Annotated in this window: 16 protein-coding genes and 1 pseudogene; 9 read left to right on the top strand and 8 right to left on the bottom strand. The window is 72.6% G+C overall.

Annotated elements, in window-relative coordinates:
- Positions 1 to 24: 24 nt before the first annotated feature.
- The 3 genes from ileS to ACGFZP_RS26800 form a co-directional block, all read right to left on the bottom strand.
- Positions 25 to 3,252, bottom strand: a complete 3,228-nt coding sequence (gene ileS / locus ACGFZP_RS26810) for an isoleucine--tRNA ligase (protein ID WP_392937769.1) — start codon at positions 3,250 to 3,252, stop codon at positions 25 to 27.
- A gap of 421 nt (positions 3,253 to 3,673) precedes the next feature.
- Positions 3,674 to 5,452 (bottom strand): ABC transporter ATP-binding protein, encoded by a 1,779-nt coding sequence (locus tag ACGFZP_RS26805; RefSeq protein WP_392937766.1) that lies wholly within the window; start codon positions 5,450 to 5,452, stop codon positions 3,674 to 3,676.
- On the bottom strand, positions 5,449 to 7,329 hold the full coding sequence (locus ACGFZP_RS26800; protein ID WP_392937764.1) for an ABC transporter ATP-binding protein: 1,881 nt from the start codon (positions 7,327 to 7,329) through the stop codon (positions 5,449 to 5,451). The genes ACGFZP_RS26805 and ACGFZP_RS26800 overlap by 4 nt, the downstream gene beginning before the upstream one ends.
- Positions 7,330 to 7,518: 189 nt before the next feature.
- Between ACGFZP_RS26800 and ACGFZP_RS26795 the strand changes: the two genes are divergently transcribed.
- Positions 7,519 to 8,607 (top strand): trypsin-like serine peptidase, encoded by a 1,089-nt coding sequence (locus ACGFZP_RS26795; RefSeq protein WP_392937761.1) that lies wholly within the window; start codon positions 7,519 to 7,521, stop codon positions 8,605 to 8,607.
- A gap of 111 nt (positions 8,608 to 8,718) precedes the next feature.
- Here ACGFZP_RS26795 and ACGFZP_RS26790 read toward each other — a convergent pair whose 3' ends face one another.
- A complete protein-coding gene (locus ACGFZP_RS26790) occupies positions 8,719 to 9,879 on the bottom strand; it encodes an iron-containing alcohol dehydrogenase (protein ID WP_392937759.1) in 1,161 nt (386 codons plus the stop codon).
- A gap of 137 nt (positions 9,880 to 10,016) precedes the next feature.
- Here ACGFZP_RS26790 and ACGFZP_RS26785 point away from each other — a divergent pair, with 137 nt between their 5' ends.
- Positions 10,017 to 11,081 carry a LysR family transcriptional regulator gene (locus ACGFZP_RS26785; RefSeq protein ID WP_392937757.1) on the top strand — a complete coding sequence of 355 codons (1,065 nt, stop codon included), beginning with the start codon at positions 10,017 to 10,019 and terminating at the stop codon, positions 11,079 to 11,081.
- Positions 11,082 to 11,190: 109 nt separating this feature from the next.
- Here the strand turns inward: ACGFZP_RS26785 and ACGFZP_RS26780 are convergent, their stop codons facing one another.
- From ACGFZP_RS26780 to ACGFZP_RS26770, 3 genes and pseudogenes are all read right to left on the bottom strand, one after another.
- A complete protein-coding gene (locus ACGFZP_RS26780) occupies positions 11,191 to 11,721 on the bottom strand; it encodes a TetR family transcriptional regulator (RefSeq protein ID WP_392938126.1) in 531 nt (176 codons plus the stop codon).
- 22 nt (positions 11,722 to 11,743) lie between these two features.
- Positions 11,744 to 13,270 carry an MFS transporter gene (locus tag ACGFZP_RS26775; RefSeq protein WP_392937754.1) on the bottom strand — a complete coding sequence of 509 codons (1,527 nt, stop codon included), beginning with the start codon at positions 13,268 to 13,270 and terminating at the stop codon, positions 11,744 to 11,746.
- A gap of 242 nt (positions 13,271 to 13,512) precedes the next feature.
- A pseudogene (locus ACGFZP_RS26770) lies at positions 13,513 to 14,169 on the bottom strand (PhzF family phenazine biosynthesis protein); the annotation flags it as partial.
- Between the two features lie 182 nt (positions 14,170 to 14,351).
- Between ACGFZP_RS26770 and ACGFZP_RS26765 the strand changes: the two are divergent.
- From ACGFZP_RS26765 to ACGFZP_RS26740, 6 genes are all read left to right on the top strand, one after another.
- On the top strand, positions 14,352 to 14,582 hold the full coding sequence (locus tag ACGFZP_RS26765) for a hypothetical protein (RefSeq protein WP_392937753.1): 231 nt from the start codon (positions 14,352 to 14,354) through the stop codon (positions 14,580 to 14,582).
- Positions 14,583 to 14,603: 21 nt separating this feature from the next.
- A complete protein-coding gene (locus ACGFZP_RS26760) occupies positions 14,604 to 15,077 on the top strand; it encodes a hypothetical protein (RefSeq protein WP_392937750.1) in 474 nt (157 codons plus the stop codon).
- An 891-nt stretch (positions 15,078 to 15,968) separates the two neighbouring features.
- Positions 15,969 to 17,243 carry a hypothetical protein gene (locus ACGFZP_RS26755; RefSeq protein WP_392937747.1) on the top strand — a complete coding sequence of 425 codons (1,275 nt, stop codon included), beginning with the start codon at positions 15,969 to 15,971 and terminating at the stop codon, positions 17,241 to 17,243.
- Positions 17,244 to 17,311: 68 nt separating this feature from the next.
- Positions 17,312 to 17,536 (top strand): hypothetical protein, encoded by a 225-nt coding sequence (locus ACGFZP_RS26750; protein WP_392937744.1) that lies wholly within the window; start codon positions 17,312 to 17,314, stop codon positions 17,534 to 17,536.
- 36 nt (positions 17,537 to 17,572) lie between these two features.
- On the top strand, positions 17,573 to 18,010 hold the full coding sequence (locus ACGFZP_RS26745; protein WP_392937741.1) for a hypothetical protein: 438 nt from the start codon (positions 17,573 to 17,575) through the stop codon (positions 18,008 to 18,010).
- Between the two features lie 56 nt (positions 18,011 to 18,066).
- Entirely contained in the window at positions 18,067 to 18,717 is a 651-nt protein-coding gene (locus tag ACGFZP_RS26740) for a hypothetical protein (RefSeq protein WP_392938123.1), read from the top strand.
- A 19-nt stretch (positions 18,718 to 18,736) separates the two neighbouring features.
- On the opposite strand, the gene ACGFZP_RS26735 is transcribed toward ACGFZP_RS26740, so the two are convergent.
- The gene (locus ACGFZP_RS26735) at positions 18,737 to 19,840 is read right to left on the bottom strand and encodes a DUF4037 domain-containing protein (RefSeq protein ID WP_392937739.1); all 1,104 of its coding nucleotides are present in this window, start codon (positions 19,838 to 19,840) and stop codon (positions 18,737 to 18,739) included.
- 602 nt (positions 19,841 to 20,442) lie between these two features.
- On the opposite strand from ACGFZP_RS26735, the gene ACGFZP_RS26730 reads away from it, so the two are divergent.
- Positions 20,443 to 21,003 (top strand): GNAT family N-acetyltransferase, encoded by a 561-nt coding sequence (locus ACGFZP_RS26730; protein ID WP_392937736.1) that lies wholly within the window; start codon positions 20,443 to 20,445, stop codon positions 21,001 to 21,003.
- Positions 21,004 to 21,023: the final 20 nt, after the last annotated feature.

The following is a 21,023-nucleotide window of genomic DNA, read 5'->3' as shown; positions in this document are numbered from 1 at the left end:
CCCGCCCCCCGGGCCGCCCGGCCGTCAGCTCCGGTGGACCCGGACCTTCACCTGGCCGCCGTCCGCCACCGCGCCGACCAGCGTCGGCTCCGGGGCCTCGGCGTAGGCGACGGAGGTGGCCAGCACCTCCGCGGCCAGGAACGCCTCGTGGGCCTGCACCGCCGCCAGCACGTCGTCCGAGGCGTCCAGGGTGAGCGCGATCCGCTCGGACACGTCGAGGCCGGCGTCGCGGCGGGCCTGCTGCACCAGCCGGACGACGTCCTTGGCGAGGCCCTCGGCGGCGAGCTCCGCCGTCACCGCGGTGTCCAGCACGACCAGCCCGGTGCTGTTCGGCAGGGCGGCGCTCTCGTCCGGGTCGGAGGCGACCAGGCGCTCGGTGAACTCGCCCGGCAGCAGCTCGATCCCGGCCGCCGTCACCCGGCCCTCACCGTCCTGGGTCCACTCGCCCGCCTTGACCGCGCGGATCACCTTCTGGGTGTCCCGGCCGAGCCGCGGTCCGCAGGCCGAGGCGTTGACCGCCAGCTCGAACCGGCCGTGGGTGTCGACGTCGGTGGTGAAGAGCACCTCCTTGACGTTGATCTCGTCGCGCAGGATGTCGGCGAACGGCTCCAGCCGGGCGGCGTCGGCGGCCGCGACGGTCAGCCGCGCCAGCGGCAGGCGGACCCGCAGGCCGCGGGCCTTGCGCAGCGACAGCGCGGCCGACGCGGCCTGGCGCACCCGGTCCATCGCCGCGACCAGCTCGGGGTCGTGCGGCAGCTCGTCGGCGGTGGGCCAGTCCGTGAGGTGCACCGAGCGCCCGCCGGTGAGCCCCCGCCAGAGCTGCTCGGTGGTGAGCGGCAGGACGGGCGCGGCCACCCGGGCGGTGACCTCCAGCACGGTGTGCAGGGTGTCGATGGCGTCCGGGTCCGCGTCCCAGAACCGCTTCCGGGAGCGCCGGACGTACCAGTTGGTCAGCACCTCGGCGTGGTCGCGGATCCGCTCGCAGGCGCCGGCGAGGTCGAGCGCCTCCATCGCGGTGGTGACGTCGTCGACCAGCGAGGCCGTGCGCGCCAGCACGTACCGGTCCAGCACGTCGGGGCTGTCCGTGCGCCGCACGCCGCGCCGGCCCGCCGCCCCGGCGTAGAGGGAGAGGAAGGACCAGGTGTTCCACAGCGGCAGGATCGCCTGGCGCACGCCCTCCCGGATGCCCTGGTCGGTGACCACCAGGTTGCCGCCGCGCAGGATCGGCGAGACGAACAGGAACCAGCGCATCGCGTCGGAGCCGTCGCGGTCGAACACCTCGTTGACGTCCGGGTAGTTGCGCCGGGACTTCGACATCTTCTGGCCGTCGTCGCCCAGCACGATGCCGTGGGCGAGCGCGGAGGAGAACGCCGGCCGGTCGAACAGGGCCGTCGCCAGCACGTGCAGGGTGTAGAACCAGCCGCGGGTCTGCCCGTTGTACTCCACGATGAAGTCGCCGGGGTAGTGGTCCTCGAACCACTCGGTGTTCTCGAACGGGTAGTGCACCTGGGCGAAGGGCATCGCCCCCGACTCGAACCAGCAGTCCAGCACCTCGGGGACCCGGCGCATCGTCGAACGCCCGGTGGGGTCGTCAGGGTTGGGCCGGGTCAGCCCGTCGATGTGCGGCCGGTGCAGGTCGGTGGGGCGCACGCCGAAGTCGCGCTCCAGCTCGTCCAGCGAGCCGTAGACGTCGGTCCGCGGGTACCGCGGGTCGTCCGAGACCCAGACCGGGATCGGCGATCCCCAGTACCGGTTGCGGGAGATGTTCCAGTCCCGGGCGCCTTCCAGCCACCTGCCGAACTGGCCGTCGCGCAGGCTCGAAGGCACCCAGTCGATCTGCTGGTTGAGCTCCACCATCCGGTCGCGGACGGTGGTGACCCGGACGAACCAGGAGTCCACGGCGCGCTGCATCAGCGGGTTGGCGCAGCGCCAGCAGTGCGGGTACGGGTGGTCGTGGGTCTCGTGGCGGAGCAGCACACCGGAGGCGTGCGGGGCCCCGTCGCGGAGGTCCCGGATGATGGTCTTGTTGGCGTCGAAGATCTGCATGCCCGCGTACGGGGCCACGTCGGGGGTGAACTCGCCTCGGGTGTCGACCGGGATCACCACCTCGATGCCGGCCTCGTCGGTGACGGCCTTGTCCTCCTCGCCGAAGGCCGGCGCGAGGTGCACCAGCCCGGTGCCGTCCTCGACGGTCACGTAGTCGGCGGCCAGCACCCGGTGGGCGTTCTCCCGGCCGGTCAGGAAGTCGAACGGGGGGGTGTAGGAGAGCCCCAGCAGGTCGGCTCCCTTCAGCCGGCGCAGGACCGTCGGCTCCTCGCCCAACTCCCGTGCGTAGTGCGGGACTCGGGCCTCGGCGAGGACGTAGCGCCGCGCGCCGTGCCCGGCGTCGGTCTCCACCAGCACGTAGTCGATGTCGGGGTGGACGGCGACGGCCAGGTTCGCGGGCAGCGTCCACGGGGTGGTCGTCCAGATCAGCGCGTAGGCCCCGTCGAGCGCGTCGTCCGACCCGGCGACGGGCCCGCTGTCCGGTCCGCTGTCCGGTCCGGCATCCGGCCCGGCTGCGGTCCCGGTCGTGGAGAGCCGGAGCCCGACCGTGACGGCCGGGTCCTGCCGGTCCAGGTAGACGTCGTCCATCTTGGTCTCGGTGGCCGACAGCGGCGTCTCGCAGCGCCAGCAGTACCAGAGCACCCGGAAGCCCGAGTAGACCAGGTCCTTCTCCCAGAGCTGCTTGAACGCCCACATGACCGACTCCATGTAGGAGAGGTCGAGGGTCTTGTAGCCGTGGTCGAAGTCGACCCAGCGGGCCTGGCGGGTCACGTAGTCGCGCCACTCCGCCGTGTACCGCAGCACCGAGGAGCGGCAGGCGTCGTTGAAGGCCGCGACGCCCATCGTGTCGATCTCGGACTTGTGCTTGATGCCGAGCCGGCGCTCCGCCTCGACCTCCGCAGGCAGCCCGTGGGTGTCCCAGCCGAACCGGCGCTCGACGCGCCTGCCGCGCATCGTCCGGTAGCGCGGCACCGCGTCCTTGACGTACCCGGTCAGCAGATGGCCGTAGTGCGGCAGGCCGTTGGCGAACGGCGGGCCGTCGTAGACGACGTACTCGTTGCTCCCGTTCTCGCCGGCCGGGCGCGCCTCGACCGATGCCGTGAACGTGTCGTCGGCCGCCCAGAAGTCGAGCACCTCGCGTTCGAGTGCGGGGAAGGAGGGATGGGCCGGGACGGCGGGGTAGGCGGTGCCGGGACGGTCGTCCATGGTGTTGCTCCTCGTGCAGCGGGATCGAACCTTGCTGGCACGGGGACGACGGCCCGGTCCGGGACGCCGCGGTACCACCCCGCTTGCCGCCCACGGGTGGGCGACCTCTCGTAGGCGGCTGTGACGGGCCGCACCCGTCCGGTTCTAGTCCGGGCCTTCGGGCCCGTTTCTTCCGGAGGCTCCCCGGTGATGGCCGGATCGACGCCAGTGGGACTTTTCGGTTGTCGTGGAACCCTGCGGTTCCAGGGGGCCGGAATTACCCGGCCGGGCCTTTCGGGAGGCCGCCGCCGACCGCTCGGATCGGCCGGATCGAATCCCGGAATTCCTGCGCACAGGCTACCCCATGGCCGGGGCCCGGCGTCGCGATTTTCCTGCTGACGAGCCGACAGGACTGCTTTGAGCTGGGGCTTTTGGGCCCGCCTCAGACCGCGTAGGCGTTCGCCTGCCGCCGGTAGAGCTCGGCATAACGACCCGATGCGTTCATGAGTTCGTCATGGGAGCCCTCCTCGACAATGGTGCCGCCGTCGAGCACGACTATCCGGTCGGTCATGCGGACGGTGGAGAACCTGTGCGAAATGAGAATCGCTATTCCGCCGCGGTCCGCGATCATTTCCCGTACCTGCCGGGCGAACCGCTGGAAGAGTTCGTGTTCGGCCGCCGGATCGATCGCGGCGGTCGGCTCGTCCAGGACGAACAGGAGCGGGTCGCGCCGCATCAGTCCGCGGGCGACGGCGAGCTTCTGCCCCTCGCCCCCGGACAGCTCGACGCCGTCGAACACCGGGCCCAACCGCGTGTCCGGACCGTCGGCGAGCCTGGCGACCAGCGCCGTGGCGCCGGCCCGGTCGATGGCGGCGCGGACCGCCGACGGATCGTCGATCCGCGGCAGGTCGCCGAGGCCGACGGCCTCCCGGACCACGGTCTGGAACCGGGCGAAGTCCTGGAACACCGCCGTGCACCGCGCGGACCACTGCACCGGGTCCAGCTCCGACAGCGCCGTCCCGTCGACCAGGATCCGGCCGGACGTCGGTTCGGCCAGCCCGGTCAGCAGCTTGACCAGGCTGGTCTTCCCGGCGCCGTTGAGGCCGACCAGACCCACCACCGTGCCCGGGGCGATCCGCAGGTCGACACCGTCCAGTACCGGGCGGTCGGACCCGGGGTAGCCGAAGGTGACGCCCCGGAGCTCGATGCCCCGGGTCAGCCGGTCCGGCGGCGCCGCGGAGCCCCGGCGGGCCCGGGCCGCGTACTCGGTGAACCAGACGTAGTGGTCGATCGTGCGGGCGCTCTCGGTGAGCCGACCGGCCCCGTACACGGCGATGGCCACCTGCTGGGTGAGCTGGCCCATCAGCGAGATCAGCATGACGATGTCCGCGGGCGTGGCCCGGCCCTCCTCGCGGAGCCGGACCAGGGCCGCGAAGGCGGCCGCCATGGCGGCGAAGAAGCAGACCCAGCCGGTCAGTTCCCACCGCAGGCCGCGGATCCGGGCCCGTGACTCGGCCTGCCCGGCCCCCGTCCAGAGCTCCGCGGCACGCCGGTCCAGCTCGGCCGCGCTGCCGGCCACCCGGACGTCGCCCGCGGGCGCCGGCCGGGTGCAGAGTTCGTGCAGCTCCCGCTCCAGCCGGGCCGCCGGGGCCGAGGCGTCCCGGGCCTCCCGGACCAGCCGCCGGGCCCGGGAGGTGCAGTAGAGCATCGGCGCGGCCGCGAGCATCACCGCGGGGAGGAGCGGATCGACCTGGGCCAGCAGCCAGACCCCGAGCGCCAGCCCCAGGACCGCCCCGGCCGTCTCGGCGGCGAACCAGCAGGTCTCGGCCATGTCCCGGGTGCCCTGCCGCAGCCGGGTCAACCGGTTGGCGTACTCCGGGTGTTCGAGGTGCGCGATGGTCGGCACGTCCGCCGCCGCGGCCAGCACCTCCTGGTCGAGGTCGCGGGCGACCAGCTCGCCCAGGTCCGCGCAGCGCAGCTGGCGCAGCCTGGTGAGCGCGCTCTGCGCGGTCATCACCGCGACGCCGAGTGCGGCGGCCGCCAGGACGGCCGAGGTCGAACCCCGCCCGGCGCCCTGCACGATCCAGCGCTGCGCCGCCGCCGTGCCGGCCAGCGAGGCCGAGGCCGCCAGGATCAGCAGGGCGACCAGGAACACGCCGCCGCGGTCGGCGCGCAGCCCGAGTAGGAACAGGTGCCGCGCGGTGCGCAGTCGCTTGGTCATGACGCGGCCGCCCCGGTGTCGAAGTGCTCCGACTGGAGCCGGAAGAGGGCCGCGTAGACGCCGTCGCGGTCCAGGAGGTCGGTGTGGCGGCCGGACTCCACGATCCTCCCGTCACGGAGGACGACGATCCGGTCGGCGTGCCGGAGCGTGGAGAGCCGGTGCGAGATCAGCACGGCGGAGGCGTCCCCGATGGCGGTGACGACCCGCTGGAAGAACTCCGTCTCGGCCCGGACGTCGAGATTGGCGGTCGGCTCGTCGAAGACGACCAGGCGGCGCCCGTGCGCCACCCCGTACAGGGCGCGGGCGATCACCAGGCTCTGCCACTGGCCGCCGGAGAGGTCCCGGCCGGCCTCCCCGCCGCGCCACAGCACGGTGTCGAGCCCGTCCGGGAGGGTCTGCACCAGCGGCCCGGCGCCGGCCCGGTCGAGCGCCCGCAGGACGGCGGCATCGTCAGCGGGCCGCTCGGGCGCGGCCAGCGCGACGTTGTCGCGCAGCGACGCCGGGTACCGCAGGAAGTCCTGGAAGACCACGGCGATCCGGCGGCGCCAGTCCTCGATGTCCAGCTCCGTCAGATCGGTGCCGGCCACCGTGATCCGGCCGCGGGTCGGGGTGTGCAGGCCGGCCAGGAGCTTGATCAGGGTGGTCTTGCCCTCGCCGTTGGCCCCGACCACGGCCAGCACCTCGCCCGGGCGGATCTCCAGGTCCAGGCCGTCGAGGATCTTCCGGGAGGTACCCGGGTAGCCGAAGGAGACGTCCTCGAAGCGGACGGCGCCCGCGACCGGTCCGACCGCGGGCGCCGCGTCCCGGCGGGGCGCCGGGCGGGCGTGCTCCAGCCGGTCCAGGGCCCGGACGGCGCCGAGGCCGTGGGCGAGGTCCAGGTCCTGGCCGAGCAGTACGCCCATGCTCCAGACCGTCATGGCCGCGACCAGGCAGGTCGCCAGCTCGCCGGCGTCCAACCGGCCTCCGGCGGCGGCGACGCCCGGGACGACGAGGGCGCAGGCGGCGGAGAGCGCGGTCAGGACGATGGGCGCCGTCTGCCGGCGGACGACGGCCCGCCGGGCGGCCCAGCGGACCGACATCCACGCGTGGTGCTCGGCCCGGCGGCGCTCGACGATCCAGCCGGCCAGACCGAACAGCCGGACCTCCTTGCCCGCCGTGGGGCCGGCCGCCACCTCCGACCAGTACTCGGTCTTCCGTTCACCGGGGATCGCGTCGTCCTCGACCGCCACGAGGTGGACCCACTGCTTGCGGACCACGGCCCGGTTGAGCATCGTCACCACCAGCAGCGGCAGGGCGAGCAGGGGCAGGTGCCAGGCCAGGACGGCCGTCGCCGCGACCGTGCCGACGAGTCGGGCGAGGAGGTGCACCTGCCCGGTGGTGGCCGTTCCCGCGGACCGGGTGCGCCAGGTGAACCCCAGGTCGGTCGCCCGGGCGGCATCGGCCATGAAGCCGGGCTCCGACAGGTGGCTGATCTCCCGTGGAGCGGTGGCCAGTTCGCGGATCCTTCGGCGCACGCCGCCGTCGATGGCCCAGGCCACCCGCTGCTCGAAGATCTGCTGGACCGTGGAGGAGGCCTGGAACAGCAGCATCGTGCCGAGGAGGCCGCCGAGTGCGAGGAACGCCTCGGTGGTGCCCGCAGAGCCCGTAAAGCCGGCAGAGCCTGTCGATCCCGCGGAGCCGGTCGGCTCTCCGGCCCGGGCGACGGCACCGACCAGCCGGCCGGCCGTCATCGCGGTCAGCGGGGCGGCCAGGACGAGCAGCCCGGCGGCCGCGAGGAGTCCGATCCGGTCCCCGCGCCGGGCCAGGCCGAGCAGCCGTAACAGTCGCCACCGTTCGCGGACCAGCCCGCGCAACGGGTCCGCCCCAACCCCACCCAAGGAGACCCTCCCGCCCCGTGAACGCTCACGTGATCGATCACGGGATTATGGTGCGCCTCGTCGAACGCTGTCAACGCCGGGTCGCCGATACCGGACCGAGACGGTCTTTGCGGCACCCTGACGTGACCGATGAACCGATGAGACGCTCCCTCAACAGGACTCTGACGTCCCGCTTCTACCGTGCCACCCATGTCACATACACACGGTCCGACCACCGGTCACCGCACCAACGTGCGCCGCCGCCCGTCCCCCCGCCGGCTCGCCGCCGCCGGGTCCCTCCTGCTGAGCGCGGTGACGACGACGGCGGTGCTGCTGCCGACCGCGGCCTCCGCCGCGGAGCCGGCGTCCGTCACCACGCATGCCGGCGCCACCACCGAACAGGAGCGCAGCCGGATCGACACCTACTGGACCCCCGACCGGATGAGGCTGGCCGGCGCGATGGTCCCCGAGATCACCCCCGTGCCCGAGGACGACAACACGCCCGACGATCCGCGCCCGCTCCCCGCGAACACACCGGACCCGGGCACGGTCTGGACGCACGCCGGAGCGGCGGACCGGAGCATCGGGCGTCTCTTCTTCACCTTCGCCGACGGCTACGACGGCAGCTGCACCGCGACGGTCGTCACCGGCGCGAACCGCAGCACCGTCATCACGGCGGCGCACTGTCTGCGCGGCGTCGGGGATCCCGCCGCCGACGGGACCTGGAACCACAACCTCCACTTCGTGCCCGGTTACCGCAACGGGACGAAGCCGCTCGGCGGCTTCAGCATCAAGTCCATGGCCACCTCCTCCCGTTGGGACGCCGACCCGGGCACGACCAACTCCGAGGTGATCGCCGTCGCCGGGTACGACACGGGAGTGCTGGTGGTGAACCCGTCGGCCGGCGGGCGACGGATCGCGGACGTCACGGGAAGCCAGCGGATCGCCTTCACCAGGCCCGTGCAGGGTGAGTTCGTCCACACCTTCGGGTACCCGAAGGACCGGCTCAACAGCCCCGATGCCAAGTACGCCGGATCGCGCATGATCCACTGCGCGGGACCGGCCCGGCCCGGGACGAAGGCCCCGCTGCTGTGGGGCGAGCCCTGCGACATGGGGCACGGGGCGAGCGGCGGCCCGCACCTCGCACAGTTCGACACCCGGACCGGCGTCGGCACCGTCGTCGGCGTCACCACCACCGGCGAGGAACTCGCGGGCGGGCCTGCCGACACGCTCTTCGCCACCCGCCTGGGCGACAGCGCCCGCCTCCTCTACACCTGGGCGCAGACCCGGGCGGTCTGACGCGCTGACCTGCTGTCCGGTGCCTGTCCGGTGCCTGTCCGGAACCTGCCCGGCGCCTGCCCGGTCGGGCAGGCGCCGGACGGGCAGGCGGGAGCGCGCGGTGGCACGGGGTCAGGCGTAGATCCGGCCGTAGAGGTCCTGGATCTGGTCGGCGGTGGGCACGACGGGGTTGTTGGCGGGGGAGCCGGAGGCGAGGGCCTGCTCGGCCATCAGGGGCGTCAGGCGGATCCAGGCCTCCCGGTCGATGCCGTGGCTCCGGGGCGTGGGTACGTCCAGGTCCCGGCAGAGGCCGCGGAGTTCGTCGACGAGCCGGTCGGCGGCCACCTCGTCGGCGTCCATGGCGGTCGCGGCTCCCAGGGCGCGGGCGCAGTCGGCGTACCGGTCGGGCGCCGCGTGCACGGAGAAGGCCGTCACCGCGGGGAACAGCATCGCGTTCGACAGGCCGTGGGCGACGTGGAAGTGGGCGCCGATCGGGCGGCTCATGCCGTGGACGAGGGCGACGCTGGAGTTGGAGAAGGCGATGCCGGCCTGGGTCGCGGCGAGCATCATGGCCTCGCGGGCCCGGGTGTCCGAGCCGTCCGCGTAGGCCCGGCGCAGATGGCGGCCGATGGTGCCGATCGCGGTGAGGGCGAGGCCGTCGGAGAAGGGGTTGGCCCGGCGGCTCACGTACGCCTCGACGGCGTGGGTGAGGGCGTCGACGCCGGTGTCGGCGGTCAGCCGGGGCGGCATCGACATGGTCAGTTCCACGTCGACCACGGCGGCGAGCGGCAGGAACGCCGGGCCCAGGCAGAGCATCTTCTCGTCCGTGCCGCTGTCGGTGATGACGGTGAACTGGGTCGCCTCCGATCCGCTGCCGGCGGTGGTGGGCACGGCGATCACCGGGAGCGCCGGTCCGTGGTTGACGCGCGGCGCCCGGTAGTCGCGCATCCGGCCGCCCTGCACACCCAGCAGGGCGAGGGCCTTGGCGCTGTCCATCGGGCTGCCGCCGCCGAACCCGATGACCGCGTCCGCCCGGTGGTCGTGCAGGGCCTCCAGGCCCGGGGCCAGCGAGTCGGTCGTCGGGTCGGGCACGGTGTCGGAGAACAGCCGCGGGTGCAGCCCGGCCTTGCGCAGCGTCTCCGCCAGCCGGTCCGCCGCGCCGGTCCCGACCAGGAACGCGTCCGTGACGAGGAGCGGGCGGCTCAGCCCCAGCCCTGCGACGACCTCGCCCAACTCCTCGGCGGCGCCGCGGCCGACGCGCATGATCCGTGGCAGGGAGAGACTGGCGACCATGGAGGACCCCTCGACGGTGGGAGGAACGGCGGCCAGGTGCACCGGCCGGGGAGGTCCGACTGTGCCGCCCGCGCGGGTGTGCGTTCAACCGCCAATCGTGCAGACGGGGTGTGCGGAAACGCAGATACGCTGATCCGGTGCCCTCCCGTTCCCGCCCGGCCGGCGACGACCCGGTCGGCGACACTCCGCCCGCCGTCCCGCCCGCCGTCCCGCCCGCCGTCCCGCCCGCCGTCCCGCCCGCGCGGACGGACCGCGGCGGCCTCGATCCGCGCGCACTCCGCGCCGACGATCTGCGCTACCTGCTCGCGGTCGCCCGTACGGGGCTTCTGGTGACCGCGGCCGAGGTGCTCGGGGTGGACCACACCACCGTGTCCCGCCGGATCACCGCGCTGGAGACGAGGCTCGGCGTGCGGCTGATGGAGCGCGGCGCGGAGGGCTGGGTCCTGACGGACGTCGGAAAGGCCGTCTCCGAGAGCGCCCGCGCGATCGAGGACGCCCTCGTCCGGGTCGTCGACGCGGTGTCCGGTCAGGACGCGCCGTCGCTCCACGGCACCGTCCGGGTCAGTGCCCCGGACGGCTTCGGTACCGTCTTCGCCGCCCCGGCGCTGGTCCGGGTGCGTCGGAGCCACCCCCGACTGCACGCCGAACTCATCACGGCGACACGCCAGTTGAGCCTGCGCCCGGCCGGTTTCGACCTCGCCCTGACCATCGGCAGGCCGCCCAGGAGCCGACTGGTGACCGAACACCTCACCGACTACGCGCTGGGCTTGTACGCCGGCGACGAGTACCTCGCGCGGTGCGGGGCACCCGGCACGGTCGCCGACCTTCGGGAGCATCCGCTGGTTTTCTACGTCGAGTCGATGCTGCAGGTCGGCGACCTCGACATCGAGCGCCATCTGCCGGGCGTCACACCCGCGTTCTCCTCCACGAACGTCTTCGCCCAGGTCGAGGCCACCCGGCTGGGAGCCGGCATCGGCGTGCTGCCGGCCTTCCTCGCCGGCCGGGCCGGGCTGCGGCGGGTGCTGGCCGACGAGGTCGACATCCGCCTGCCGATCACGCTGGCCGTGCGGCGGGAGGCGGTGACGAGGCCCGCCGTCCGCGCCGTGCGCGACGCCCTGCACCACGAGGTCGCCGACCGCACCGCCGAACTGCTGCCGGAGGCCTCAGCCCGGACGGCCCGGTCGGCCGAGCCGCTGCGCTGACCGGGCGCCGGGCTGCTCCTCGCCCCGGTCGTCGTCGTCCACTGCGGCCGGGTCGCACAGCGGATGTAGAGGCCCCCTCCCGGCAGGGGGCCGTTCGGTCGCTCGGCGGTCACCGGTCCGTCGGGGCCTCGCCGCAGAGCAGGGGGTACAGGAGCGGGACGTACAGGTCGGCGACTTCGTCGGGGTCCAGTCTGGTGAGTTGGTCGGCCTGGACGGTCGCGTAGAGGGCGCCGAGGCCGAGCAGCACGCCGACGGCCATCTCCGCCCGCAGCGGGGCGCCCGGGCCGGGGAGGCGGGCGGCGAGGGCGTCGATGACCTGCGTGCGGAAGTTGGCCCGTGCCTGCCCGCCGAGCTCCAGGTGGTGGCGGGAGAAGGCGATGCGCAGGATCGGGTCGCGGGTCTGGCCGCGTTGGGTGGCGAGCAGGTGCAGCACCATGTGCCGGGCGAGGCGGTCCAGGGGGGCGTCGAAGAGGGCGGTGGCGTCGGCGTCGAAGGTGAAGACCTGGGTGAACAGCTGTTCCTTGCTGCCGTAGTACTTCATCACGAGCGCCGGGCTGACGCCCGCGTCGGCGGCGATGGCGGCGATGGTGGTGTCGGCGTAGGCGTGGCGGGCGAAGGCGCGCCGGGCGGCGGCGAGGATGTCCGCGCGGCGGGCGTCGGCGTCACGCGGTCGTGCCGGCCGGTCCGGGGCCGGGTCGGGCGTCGGCGGCGGCGGTGCCGGTGTCGGCGGGTTCCTGGGCGTCGTTCGCGGGCGGGCGCTGCGCGGGGAGGCGGAGCTCGGATCGGGCATCTTGGTCAGTCTCCTGGAGGGGGAACGGCGTCGGTCGCGGCCGGCGCGGGATGAGGCAGGCGGCCGCGCAGGCCAGCAGCGCGACCGCGCCTGCCGCGGCGAAGGCCACGCGGTACCCGTCCAGGGTCGGCGCCGCCACGGCCGCGCCCGCCGGGTCGGCGAACAGGCGGGTGTGCTGCGCCAGCACGGTGGCGACCACCGCGCTGCACAGCGCCTGCCCGATGGTGCGCATGAGGACGTTGAGGCCGTTCGCCGCCGCGGTCTGCTCCAGCGGCACCGCCCGCATGATCAGCATGGGCAGGGCCGAGTAGGCGAGCGCGGTGCCGACCGAGACCACGGCCGCGTCCGCGATGACCGCCCACAACTGCCGACTCTCCGCGAAGCGCAGACCGTAGCCGGCCGCGATGACCACCGTGCCCAGGGTGAGGGTGGCCTTGGCCCCGCGGGCGGCGGACAGGCGGGCGGACAGGGAAGCGCACAGCACCATGATCACACCGCTGGGCAGCAGACAGACACCCGCTGCCATCACCGAGAGCCCGAGGCCGTACCCGGTGGCCCGGGGCGCCTGGACCAGTTGCGCGGTGACGAGGGAGTTGGCGTAGAAGGAGAACCCGGCCAGCAACGCGGCCAGGTGCGGCAGCAGGACCGCCGGACGCATCGCGAGCCGCACGTCCACCAGCGGCCGCGGCACGCGGCGCTGGTGGACGGTCCAGCCCGCCAGGATCAGCAGCGCCGCCCCCGACAGGCCCAGCATCCGCCAACTGCCCCAGCCCCACTGGCCCGCCTTGGACAACGCCAGCAGCAGGAGCACCAGCCCCGCACTCAGCCCGCACGCCCCGAGCAGGTCGAAGCGCCCCGGTGACCGGACCGGCTCCTCCCGCAGCAGCCGCCACGCCAGGGCGAGCACGCCCGCCGAGAGCACGGTCATGGCCCAGAACATCGCGTGCCAGTCCGCGTACTGCACCAGCAGCGCGGCCAGGGGCAGGCCGAGAGCCGCACCGATGCCCACCGTCGAACTCATCAGCGCCACCGCGGAACCCGTCCGCTGCGGCGGCAGCACACCCCGCAGGAAGCTGATCGACAACGGCACCACCGCCGCGCCCACCCCCTGCAGCGCCCGCCCTGCCAACAGCCACGGGAGGGTGGCGGCGAACGCGCACACCAGCGACCCGGCGGCGAGCGCCCCGAGCGCGAGCAGCAGCATCCGCCGCTTGCCGTACATGTCCCCGGCACGCCCCAGCAGCGGGGTGGCGACCGCGCCGGTCAGCAGCGTGAGCGTGACCACCCATCCGACGTCGACCGGCGCCGCGCCGGTCAGGTGGGGCAGCTGCGGCAGCAGCGGCACGACCGCGGTCTGCACCAGCGTGGTGACGATGCCGCCGGCCGCCAGGACGGTCATGACACCACGGTCGGCGGTCGCGGACGTCGGCGGTCGCGAAGCAGCGGGCACGGCGAAATCCCCCTCTGAGGTGAACGGCGTTCACCACCCTAGGTGAATGCCGTTCACCTCACAAGGGAGGCCGGTCGTCGCGTGCGGTGCAACGGTCACAGATCGAACGCCTCGTCCTGGCCGCTCCGGCCGACGGCCCGTGGGCCGGTCTGCTCCGCACCCGGCCCGACCGGCCCTGACCGCCGCAGGCCTCAGCGCACGAGGGTCCGCACGATCGCCGCTCGGCCCCCGACCCGGATCCGGCGCTCCGGGCCGTCGTGGTGGACGGTCGACGGGCGGCCGAGGTGGTCGCCCATGTCGACGACGAGGCGGTCCATGCCCGATCCGGCCGTGTGCGCGGCCAGGCAGGCCGTGCTGTTGGCGTTGGCGACGTCCTCGGGGACGCCGATCGACGGCGCGAACATCCGGGCTGCCGTCCGGCCGTGCCGGTCCGGGGGCGAGTAGGCGTAGCAGCCCAGTAGGCCGTAGCGGTCACAGACCGCGCGCAGCAGGGGGAAATCCGGGGTGAGTCCGGCGAGCACGGCCCGGGACCGGACGGGCAGCAGAAGTCTCGGCCGCCCGTTCGACGCCACGCAGGCGTCCCCGGCGACCGCCTCCGCGGTCAGTCCGAGGCCCTGTGTGACCGCCTCCAGTTCGGGGCCTCGGGCTTCGCGCAGGCTGACCGGGCCCGGGTCGAAGGAGGCTGTCAGGCTGTCACCGTCGCGGGTGGCCCGGCCGTCGAAACCGCGGTGGGTCGTCCGCAGGACGGCGTGGTAGGCGTCGCCGCCGGCACGGTGGGCGAGCAGCGCGAGGGCGGCGACGGTGCCGTGGCCGCAGGCCGGCAGTTCGCCCGCGGCGGTGAAGAGCCGGAGGGTGTACGAGGGGCGTCACGGGCTGACGTCCACGCGGGCCCGGGTGTTGACGGGGCGTTCGGTACCTCCGTCGGCACGCCAACCACCTCGGCGTTCTCGCCGGCGGCATCCTGGCCACCGTCATCGACGCGGCCGTCGGGAGCGCCGTACTGTCACCTCCAGCTGGATGCTGACCGAGCGTGATGACATCCTCCTTCTGCTCCCTCGCGCGGGTGCGGGTCGAGTGCATAGAGGTACGGGACGGCCGAACAGTGATCGAGGCGTCCACACCGCAGGGCGGGTTCGTGCCCCGTCCCGACTGCGGAGTGGCGTCCGGCCGGGTGCACAGCCGGTACGGTCGGCACCTGGCGGACGCGCCGTGCGGCGGGCGCGGCGTCGTGATCGAGCTGTCGGTGCGCCGGCTGTTCTGAGACAACAGCGCGTGTCAGCGGGTGACGTTCGCCGAGCAGGTCGAGGGGCTGACCTGCCGCTACGGTCGGCGCACGCCCGTCCTGCAGCGGATGCTCGCGGCGCCGGGTGTGGTCCTGGCGGCCCGCGCGGTGGCGCGTCCGGGGCTGCTGCTCGGCATCGTCGCCAGCCGGATGACGGTCCTGCGCCTGGTCATGGCGCTGCCGGACCCGCTCTGGGCGGCCCCGAGGGTGGTGGGCATCGATGAGTTCGCGACCAGGAAGGACCGCCGGTACGGCACCATCCTGGTCGACTGCGAGACGCGTCGGCCCCTGGATCTGCTGCCCGACTGCGACGCCGTCGCCTTCGGTATGGGCACCGACTGGTCATCCGGCCCAGTCGAGGGCCGCGTCAACGACCTCAAGGCCCTCAAGCGCGGCATGTTCGGTCGAGCGAAGCCGCCCTTGCTCCGGAAACGACTCCTCCTCGTCGCGGCCAGCCGCCGACACGGACCGTGACAACCTACTGATCGGCTTCACGACTGGCGATCGCCCGCCGTAGGGCGCGCGCCCCGGTGCCGGAATGGGCGCGGCGGGCGGCGGTCGGGGCCGGGTTCGATCCGGACGACGCGGCGTAGCAGCAGGCAGGGCCCCGCCGCTTCGGTGCCGGGGCCCTTCCGCGTGCGCTACTGGTCTGCGGACCACGGATCGGTCTTCCAGGTGATCTTGAAGACCGCGTGGGGCGGGTAGGACCTAAAGCCCCCGCCGCCGCTGATGTCCGGCTTGACGTGCACCCAGCCATCTGGGCCGATAAGGGCCAAGCCTGTGTCTGCGGCGTGGCCGCCCTCGGAGGCTGGGAGCTCAATTCTGGCTTCGGTCCATGTGGTCTGTGTCATGTATCGACTGTTCCTGGCCCTGGAGCGGCTTCGCCACTCGGCGTGCGCCGGGTGGCGGGCAGCACACCTCGAAGGTGCAGCCTGACCGAAGCGGGAGGGCCTCGGGCATCGCGCTCTGGGCTGCGGCAAAATTGGCGCGAGGCCCGATAAATCAGCTGCTCAACGCCATGATCGACAAAGGCGTGCGCCGGGCGCGCGACGTCGCACTCGCGGTGACACGGCATCAACCCTGCGCACCCGGCTCTCCGGGGCCGTCGGCAAGGGGTGGGAACGACCGACCCGACCGCGGGCCGTCGCCATGCGCAGCCGGCGCACCAGGACCCGACAGCCCCGCGGCAGAAAAAGATCTATGAATCGACCCCACCCCGTGCGGTGGGGCGCGCGACGCTGGCGGTTCGAACGCATTTTCGGGATAGTTGATTGTGGGGCGCCTGTGGTCCGGCAGTGATTTTCGACGATCCCAAACGTTCGCAGTGGTGTTTAAATTTTCGGACCCTGTTCCTATTCTCCGAATATGGCGAACGGCGTTTTCCACACCGGGTACGGCATCGAGATCAACCTGACCATGCCCGACCTCGACCAGCCGGACCGTCCCGGCCTGCTCGAGGAAATCACCACCCCGATCGACCAGCGCGAGCGCGAACTCCTGGAGTGCCTGGAACATCACCGCGACGGGGCCTGCCAGGCCGAGGAGGACGGCCGGCCCCCGTGGATGACGATCCGCCGAAGGACAGTGGGCGGTCACACCACGTGGGTGGCCGCCCACCTGCCGGTGCGTCACACCCCCACCGCGGAGGAGAGCGCGAAGCACAAGGCGATGAAGGAGCGGATCGCGCGCGCCGCCGAGCGCCACGGCCTCGACGTGCAGGTCGAGGCCCGCACGAGCGACGGTCGGATCCGCACCGACGTCCTCGTCACCGGCGACGGGGGCCGGCGGATCGGCTGGGAGGCCCAGTACTCACCGATCAGCGCCGACACCGTCCGCCGCCGCTCCCGCACGGCCGCCGCACACGGCATCGTGCCGCTGTGGGTGACCAACACCGACAGCTCCGCGGTGATCGAGCGCGCACCGTGGGCCCGCGTAGACGACTTCAGCTGGAAGGAGATCGCCTCCCCGCTCTCCATGGTGGTGCGCGCAGGCGTGCGCCACCTGCAGCGCTGGAAGTGCCTGCCGAGCAGCGTGCGGCCCTGCCCGGACAACGGCAGCTCTTGCGGCCGGTTCCACGCCGAGTGGTTCCTGCCGGCCCTGTGCCTGCCCGCGCGGCCGCCCACCGAGGTCGACCGGCTCGTCGTCGACAGCGCGAACGGCGACTTCGTCCCCATGCGGATCCCCGGTCAGCGCGACCCGCGCCACGTCTCCCGGATGTGGGTGCCCGTCGCGGACCGGGACAGCTGGCACGACATGTTCGGCCCCGACGAGGACGCGGACTCCCCGGCCGAAACCCAGGCCCGGGACGCCGACATCACCTACACCCAGCAGGAACTCGACGCCACCTGCCGCTACGGTGAGGAGACCTTCACCTTCAACGACCCCCGCCCCAGGCGCGGCAACTCCGCCGGCAGCGGCCTCCACACCTTCGACGACGTCCCCAGGCGGCTGTTCACCGTGCCCCGGCAGGACCGCCGACTGGCCGCCACCCAGACCGAGCGCCGCGAAGCCGCCCTCGCACACGGCTGCGAGCCCTGGCAGATCGGCCCGTGTGCCGGCTGCGGGGACCCGATCCACCGCTACGGCGAGAACGGCGTCCACGCCTGCGCCCCGTGCAGGGCCAGGGTGGCGGGACGGTGACGGATCGCTCCGTCGATTCCAAGAGGACCACGGAGAGGACCACGGAGCTGAGTGACGGGCGGTGTCATGTGAGGGCTCAGGACAGCCCGGGACTGGGAGGCGACGCGCAGGCTGCTGCGCGTGCACCTCGCCGACACGTACGGGCCGAACTGACGCAGCAACGCCCCGCCGAGCTGCTGGTGCTGGCCAGCCGGGCGGTGGACTTCGACCCGAAGCTCCTGCCGTACGGGGTCGAGGGGATCTACCACCCGGAGACGTTCGCGGCGGTGCGCAACCGTCGGCCGCGGCCGTAGACCTGACCGCACGCTCCTACTCGGCGTCGGCTGTGCATGGACACGACCGGCTGCTCTGACAGGGGCGAGGACGGGGCATCCCATCGTGTTGCCTCCGTCTTCGACACCACCGTCATCAGCGCTCCTCAAGGAACGCCCCAGGCGCTGTGCTGGGCAGCAGAGGAGAGCGTCTCCCAATGCGGGCCGGACTGGATGGTCTCGTCAGTCCTCCTGCAGTGGCTCAGGATCGAAGCTGGCGATGAGCTCCGGCTGGGGGTGGAAAGCTGCCTGCTGGAGCGTGTCTCCGACGACCGGATTCGCCTGCACGCCCGCTACAACCAGTGGGAGGAACTGGTTGTCCCCATTGCGGACGTTCGACGCATGCTGATCGACATGATGCACTTCCTCACCACAGAGGCCCGTCACCCGCTGCCGAGCTGGCGGATGAAGCGCCTCGGGGAACGGGACTGGAGGCAGAAGCCCACCGCTGAGTAGCTGAAGATCTGCCGGCCTCGGACGGGCGGGAGCAATAGTCAAGACCTGTGGATGAGATGACGTGCAAGCAGGCTGCGGCGCGCAACGAGGTCGATCCTATGCTGAGGGTCATGCAGGTACTGGGTGAGAGCAGTGAGGACGAGATGGTCGCCTGCTTCTTGAGCGGCGAGCTGTCCAGCCGGAGGTTCGGCCGGAACCTCCGGTCCCACCTGGCGGCAGCCGGGCAGGCCGAGCAGTTGCTGATGCATCCGAACCTCTCCGACGCTGGAGCGAACTTCGCACGTCGCGCTCTGCTCGCTGCGGTGCGCGGGTACGGCGAGAACCGCGATCTGTTCGAGTACTTCCCCGCCCGCGTCACGTGGACCAGGGCACTCCTGTCCGCCGATGAGGCGGCCGGCGTGCGCTACCTCGCCTATTCCTACTGGGTCGAGCTGTCGGGTGGCAGCCGCCGGCCGACCGACGCGGCCGCACGCATCAGGGCAGGGCTACGCGCGTTCGACGTGCCCAACGAACCGTTCATCGACGCAGCCGACGCCCTCATCAACGGCGAGCGGTTCCCTCCGCTCATCCTCGTCGGCGAGAGGCAGGACAGCCTGGTCTGCCTGGAGGGCCACCTGCGCCTGACCGCCTACGCCCTCGTCGGCTTCCCGACCGACATCGAGTGCCTGATCGGCACCGCGCCGACGATGGGACGCTGGGCGCGGTAGTCCCGTCGCGGGGCCGGGTTCATCGTTTCGGGGTGGTGAGTGCGGCATGGGCGGCTGCGCGTGTCAGCTCGGGGCGGCCGAGGACGTCGGTGCTGTCGATGAACTGGTCGACGGCCCCGACCGTCGGCAGAGCGCGGACGGCGGGATCGGTGATGCGGGCGGTCAGGGCGGCTGTGAAGCGTTCGGCGTGCAGGACCTGGAAGGGCCGGCTGTGGTAGGGCCGTGTGGCGGGGGCGACCGGGTCGGTGAGGCAGAGCTGGTTCTGTAGATCGGCGACGGCCTCGTAGGCGCGGCAGAGGTGCTGTTCGCGGGTGCGCCAGTCGGTGGCGGCGAGGACGGCGGTGAGGACAGGGGTGAGGACGGCTGTTTGTGGGGTGCGGGCGACGGCGGAACCGAGCCATTTGCTGTAGGGCGGGTAGCGTCGGTTCATGAGCAGGCACAGCCGCATCAGATCTCGCACCAGCCGGGCGGCGACGACGGCGGAACCGAGCTCGTCGCCTACTTCACCGCAGCGGCCGACGAAGGCCTCTTCCTGGGAGATGCGCTGCCATTGGCAGGCGAGCAGGTAGAGCCACAGATCGCGGGGATACCACTCGAGATTGGCGCGGGCCGGTGCGAGCTGTCCGAGTCCGTCATGGAAGACGGCACCGGCGGTAGCCTCGGCGAGGAGCTGGGTGGGGGTGGCCAGCCAGTCCGTCAGGGTGACGTCCTTGCGCGGGTCGAAGCCCAGTTGAGCGGTGAACCAGGCTCCAGGGTCAGTGACGTCGACACGGTGGTGGACGGGGCCGTCGGTCGCCTGCATGACCCCGATGCCCGCCTCGCCGGTGGAGGCGAAGTGGGTCGGATAGCCGCAGAAGGTCTTCGGCAGGCGGTCGGAGAGCAGTTCCCTGATCCTTGCGGCGTGGCGGGCGGCGTCCCGCGGGCTCAGGAAGATCTGCAGGCGGGGACCCCACTCGTGGTCCGCAGAGCGGGCGGTGTCGAATCCGAGGACCTCCGAGCCGCTGCCGAGACGGGCGGCGGAGTGCACGATCCCGGGGACCGCCTGGTCCAGCACGGGGCGCACGGCTTCGAGGTAGAAGCGCCGGGAGAGCTCCAGACCGGGGATGAAAGCGGGCGTGGTCATGCTGGGGAGGGTGCCGGATCGACGTGTGATTGGTCGAAGGGTTTTCCCGGCCCGGCCCGGCATGTCAGCGGCGAGGCGCGATTCTTGCCGTGCGGGGCGGTGCACCGACCGGACCGGCCGAGACTATGGAGCCGCTACCAGCTTGATCTTTGAGCAGTCGCCTCGAACGAGCTGTCGAACTTGATCACTCGTATCGGTAACCGCCGTACACGGGCGGCGAAGCGCGTACCGCGACTACGCAGCAGCCCTCTTGAGTCGTCGCCAGCAAATCAGACCGCAGGCGGGCGAGATCAGGGCGTCGCGGAGGTCCAGGCGTCGTTCCCAGCGGATGGCGAGGCGCTTGAACTGGTGAGCAGGGCGAAGGTCTGCTCCACGACGTAGCGCATTTTGCCCAGGCCCTGGATGTCGGGTGCGCCACGTCGGGAGACGACCGGCAGGATGCCCCGGCGGCGCGGTTCGCGACGGTTGGCGTTGCTGTCGTAGCCCTTGTCGCCGAGTAGGGCCTCGGGGCGCTTGCGCGGGTGGCCGACCCGGCCGGCAACCGACGGGATGCCGGATAAACGGATGGTCGGGGGCGCGCGTGACGCGGCAGGATGCTCCGCATGACATTGCCCACCCCGGAGCTGCACACCGCCCGCCTGCGACTGCGGCCGTTCACCAACGCCGACGCGGCACCGCTCTACGCACTGCACAGCAGCGCCCACGTGCTGCGGTACTGGGACTCCTCGCCGTGGACCGAACCGGCCCGCGCCCAGCGCTTCATCGCGACCTGCCGGACGATCGAGGAGGAAGGAACGGGAGCGCGGGTGGCCGTCGACCGCGCCTCCGACGGTGCGTTTATCGGCTGGTGCGGCCTGACCAGCTGGAACCCGGACTTCCGCAGCGCGTCCCTGGGCTACGTCTTCGACGCCGCCGCGTGGGGCCACGGCTACGCCACGGAGACCGCGCACGCCGTCCTGCGGTGGGCGTTCGACACCCTGGACCTGAACCGCGTCCAGGCCGAGACCGACACCCGCAACGCGGCGTCCGCCCGGGTCCTGGAGAAGCTCGGCTTCGTCCGCGAAGGCACCCTCCGCGAGGACTGCGTCGTCAACGGCGACGTCTCCGACTCCTGGGTCTTCGGCCTCCTCCGCCGCGAGTGGCACCCGTCGGCCGGTCGCTAGGCACTCCAGCCGTGGATCGT

Source organism: Kitasatospora sp. NPDC048239 (genome assembly GCF_043202015.1).
In the GTDB taxonomy this organism is placed as follows: Bacteria; Actinomycetota; Actinomycetes; order Streptomycetales; family Streptomycetaceae; genus Kitasatospora.
The sequence above is the reverse complement of the archived record's forward strand: the minus strand, read 5'-3'. Positions and strand labels throughout refer to the sequence as shown.

Coding starts and splice junctions, on each gene's coding strand:
- ACGFZP_RS26805 (WP_392937766.1), bottom strand. CDS start 5,452: ATGACCAAGCGACTGCGCACCGCGCGGCACCTGTTCCTACTCGGGCTG.
- ACGFZP_RS26775 (WP_392937754.1), bottom strand. CDS start 13,270: ATGACCGTCCTGGCGGCCGGCGGCATCGTCACCACGCTGGTGCAGACC.
- ileS (WP_392937769.1), bottom strand. CDS start 3,252: ATGGACGACCGTCCCGGCACCGCCTACCCCGCCGTCCCGGCCCATCCC.
- ACGFZP_RS26745 (WP_392937741.1), top strand. CDS start 17,573: ATGGACACGACCGGCTGCTCTGACAGGGGCGAGGACGGGGCATCCCAT.
- ACGFZP_RS26795 (WP_392937761.1), top strand. CDS start 7,519: ATGTCACATACACACGGTCCGACCACCGGTCACCGCACCAACGTGCGC.
- ACGFZP_RS26735 (WP_392937739.1), bottom strand. CDS start 19,840: ATGACCACGCCCGCTTTCATCCCCGGTCTGGAGCTCTCCCGGCGCTTC.
- ACGFZP_RS26790 (WP_392937759.1), bottom strand. CDS start 9,879: ATGGTCGCCAGTCTCTCCCTGCCACGGATCATGCGCGTCGGCCGCGGC.
- ACGFZP_RS26755 (WP_392937747.1), top strand. CDS start 15,969: ATGGCGAACGGCGTTTTCCACACCGGGTACGGCATCGAGATCAACCTG.
- ACGFZP_RS26730 (WP_392937736.1), top strand. CDS start 20,443: ATGACATTGCCCACCCCGGAGCTGCACACCGCCCGCCTGCGACTGCGG.
- ACGFZP_RS26740 (WP_392938123.1), top strand. CDS start 18,067: ATGACGTGCAAGCAGGCTGCGGCGCGCAACGAGGTCGATCCTATGCTG.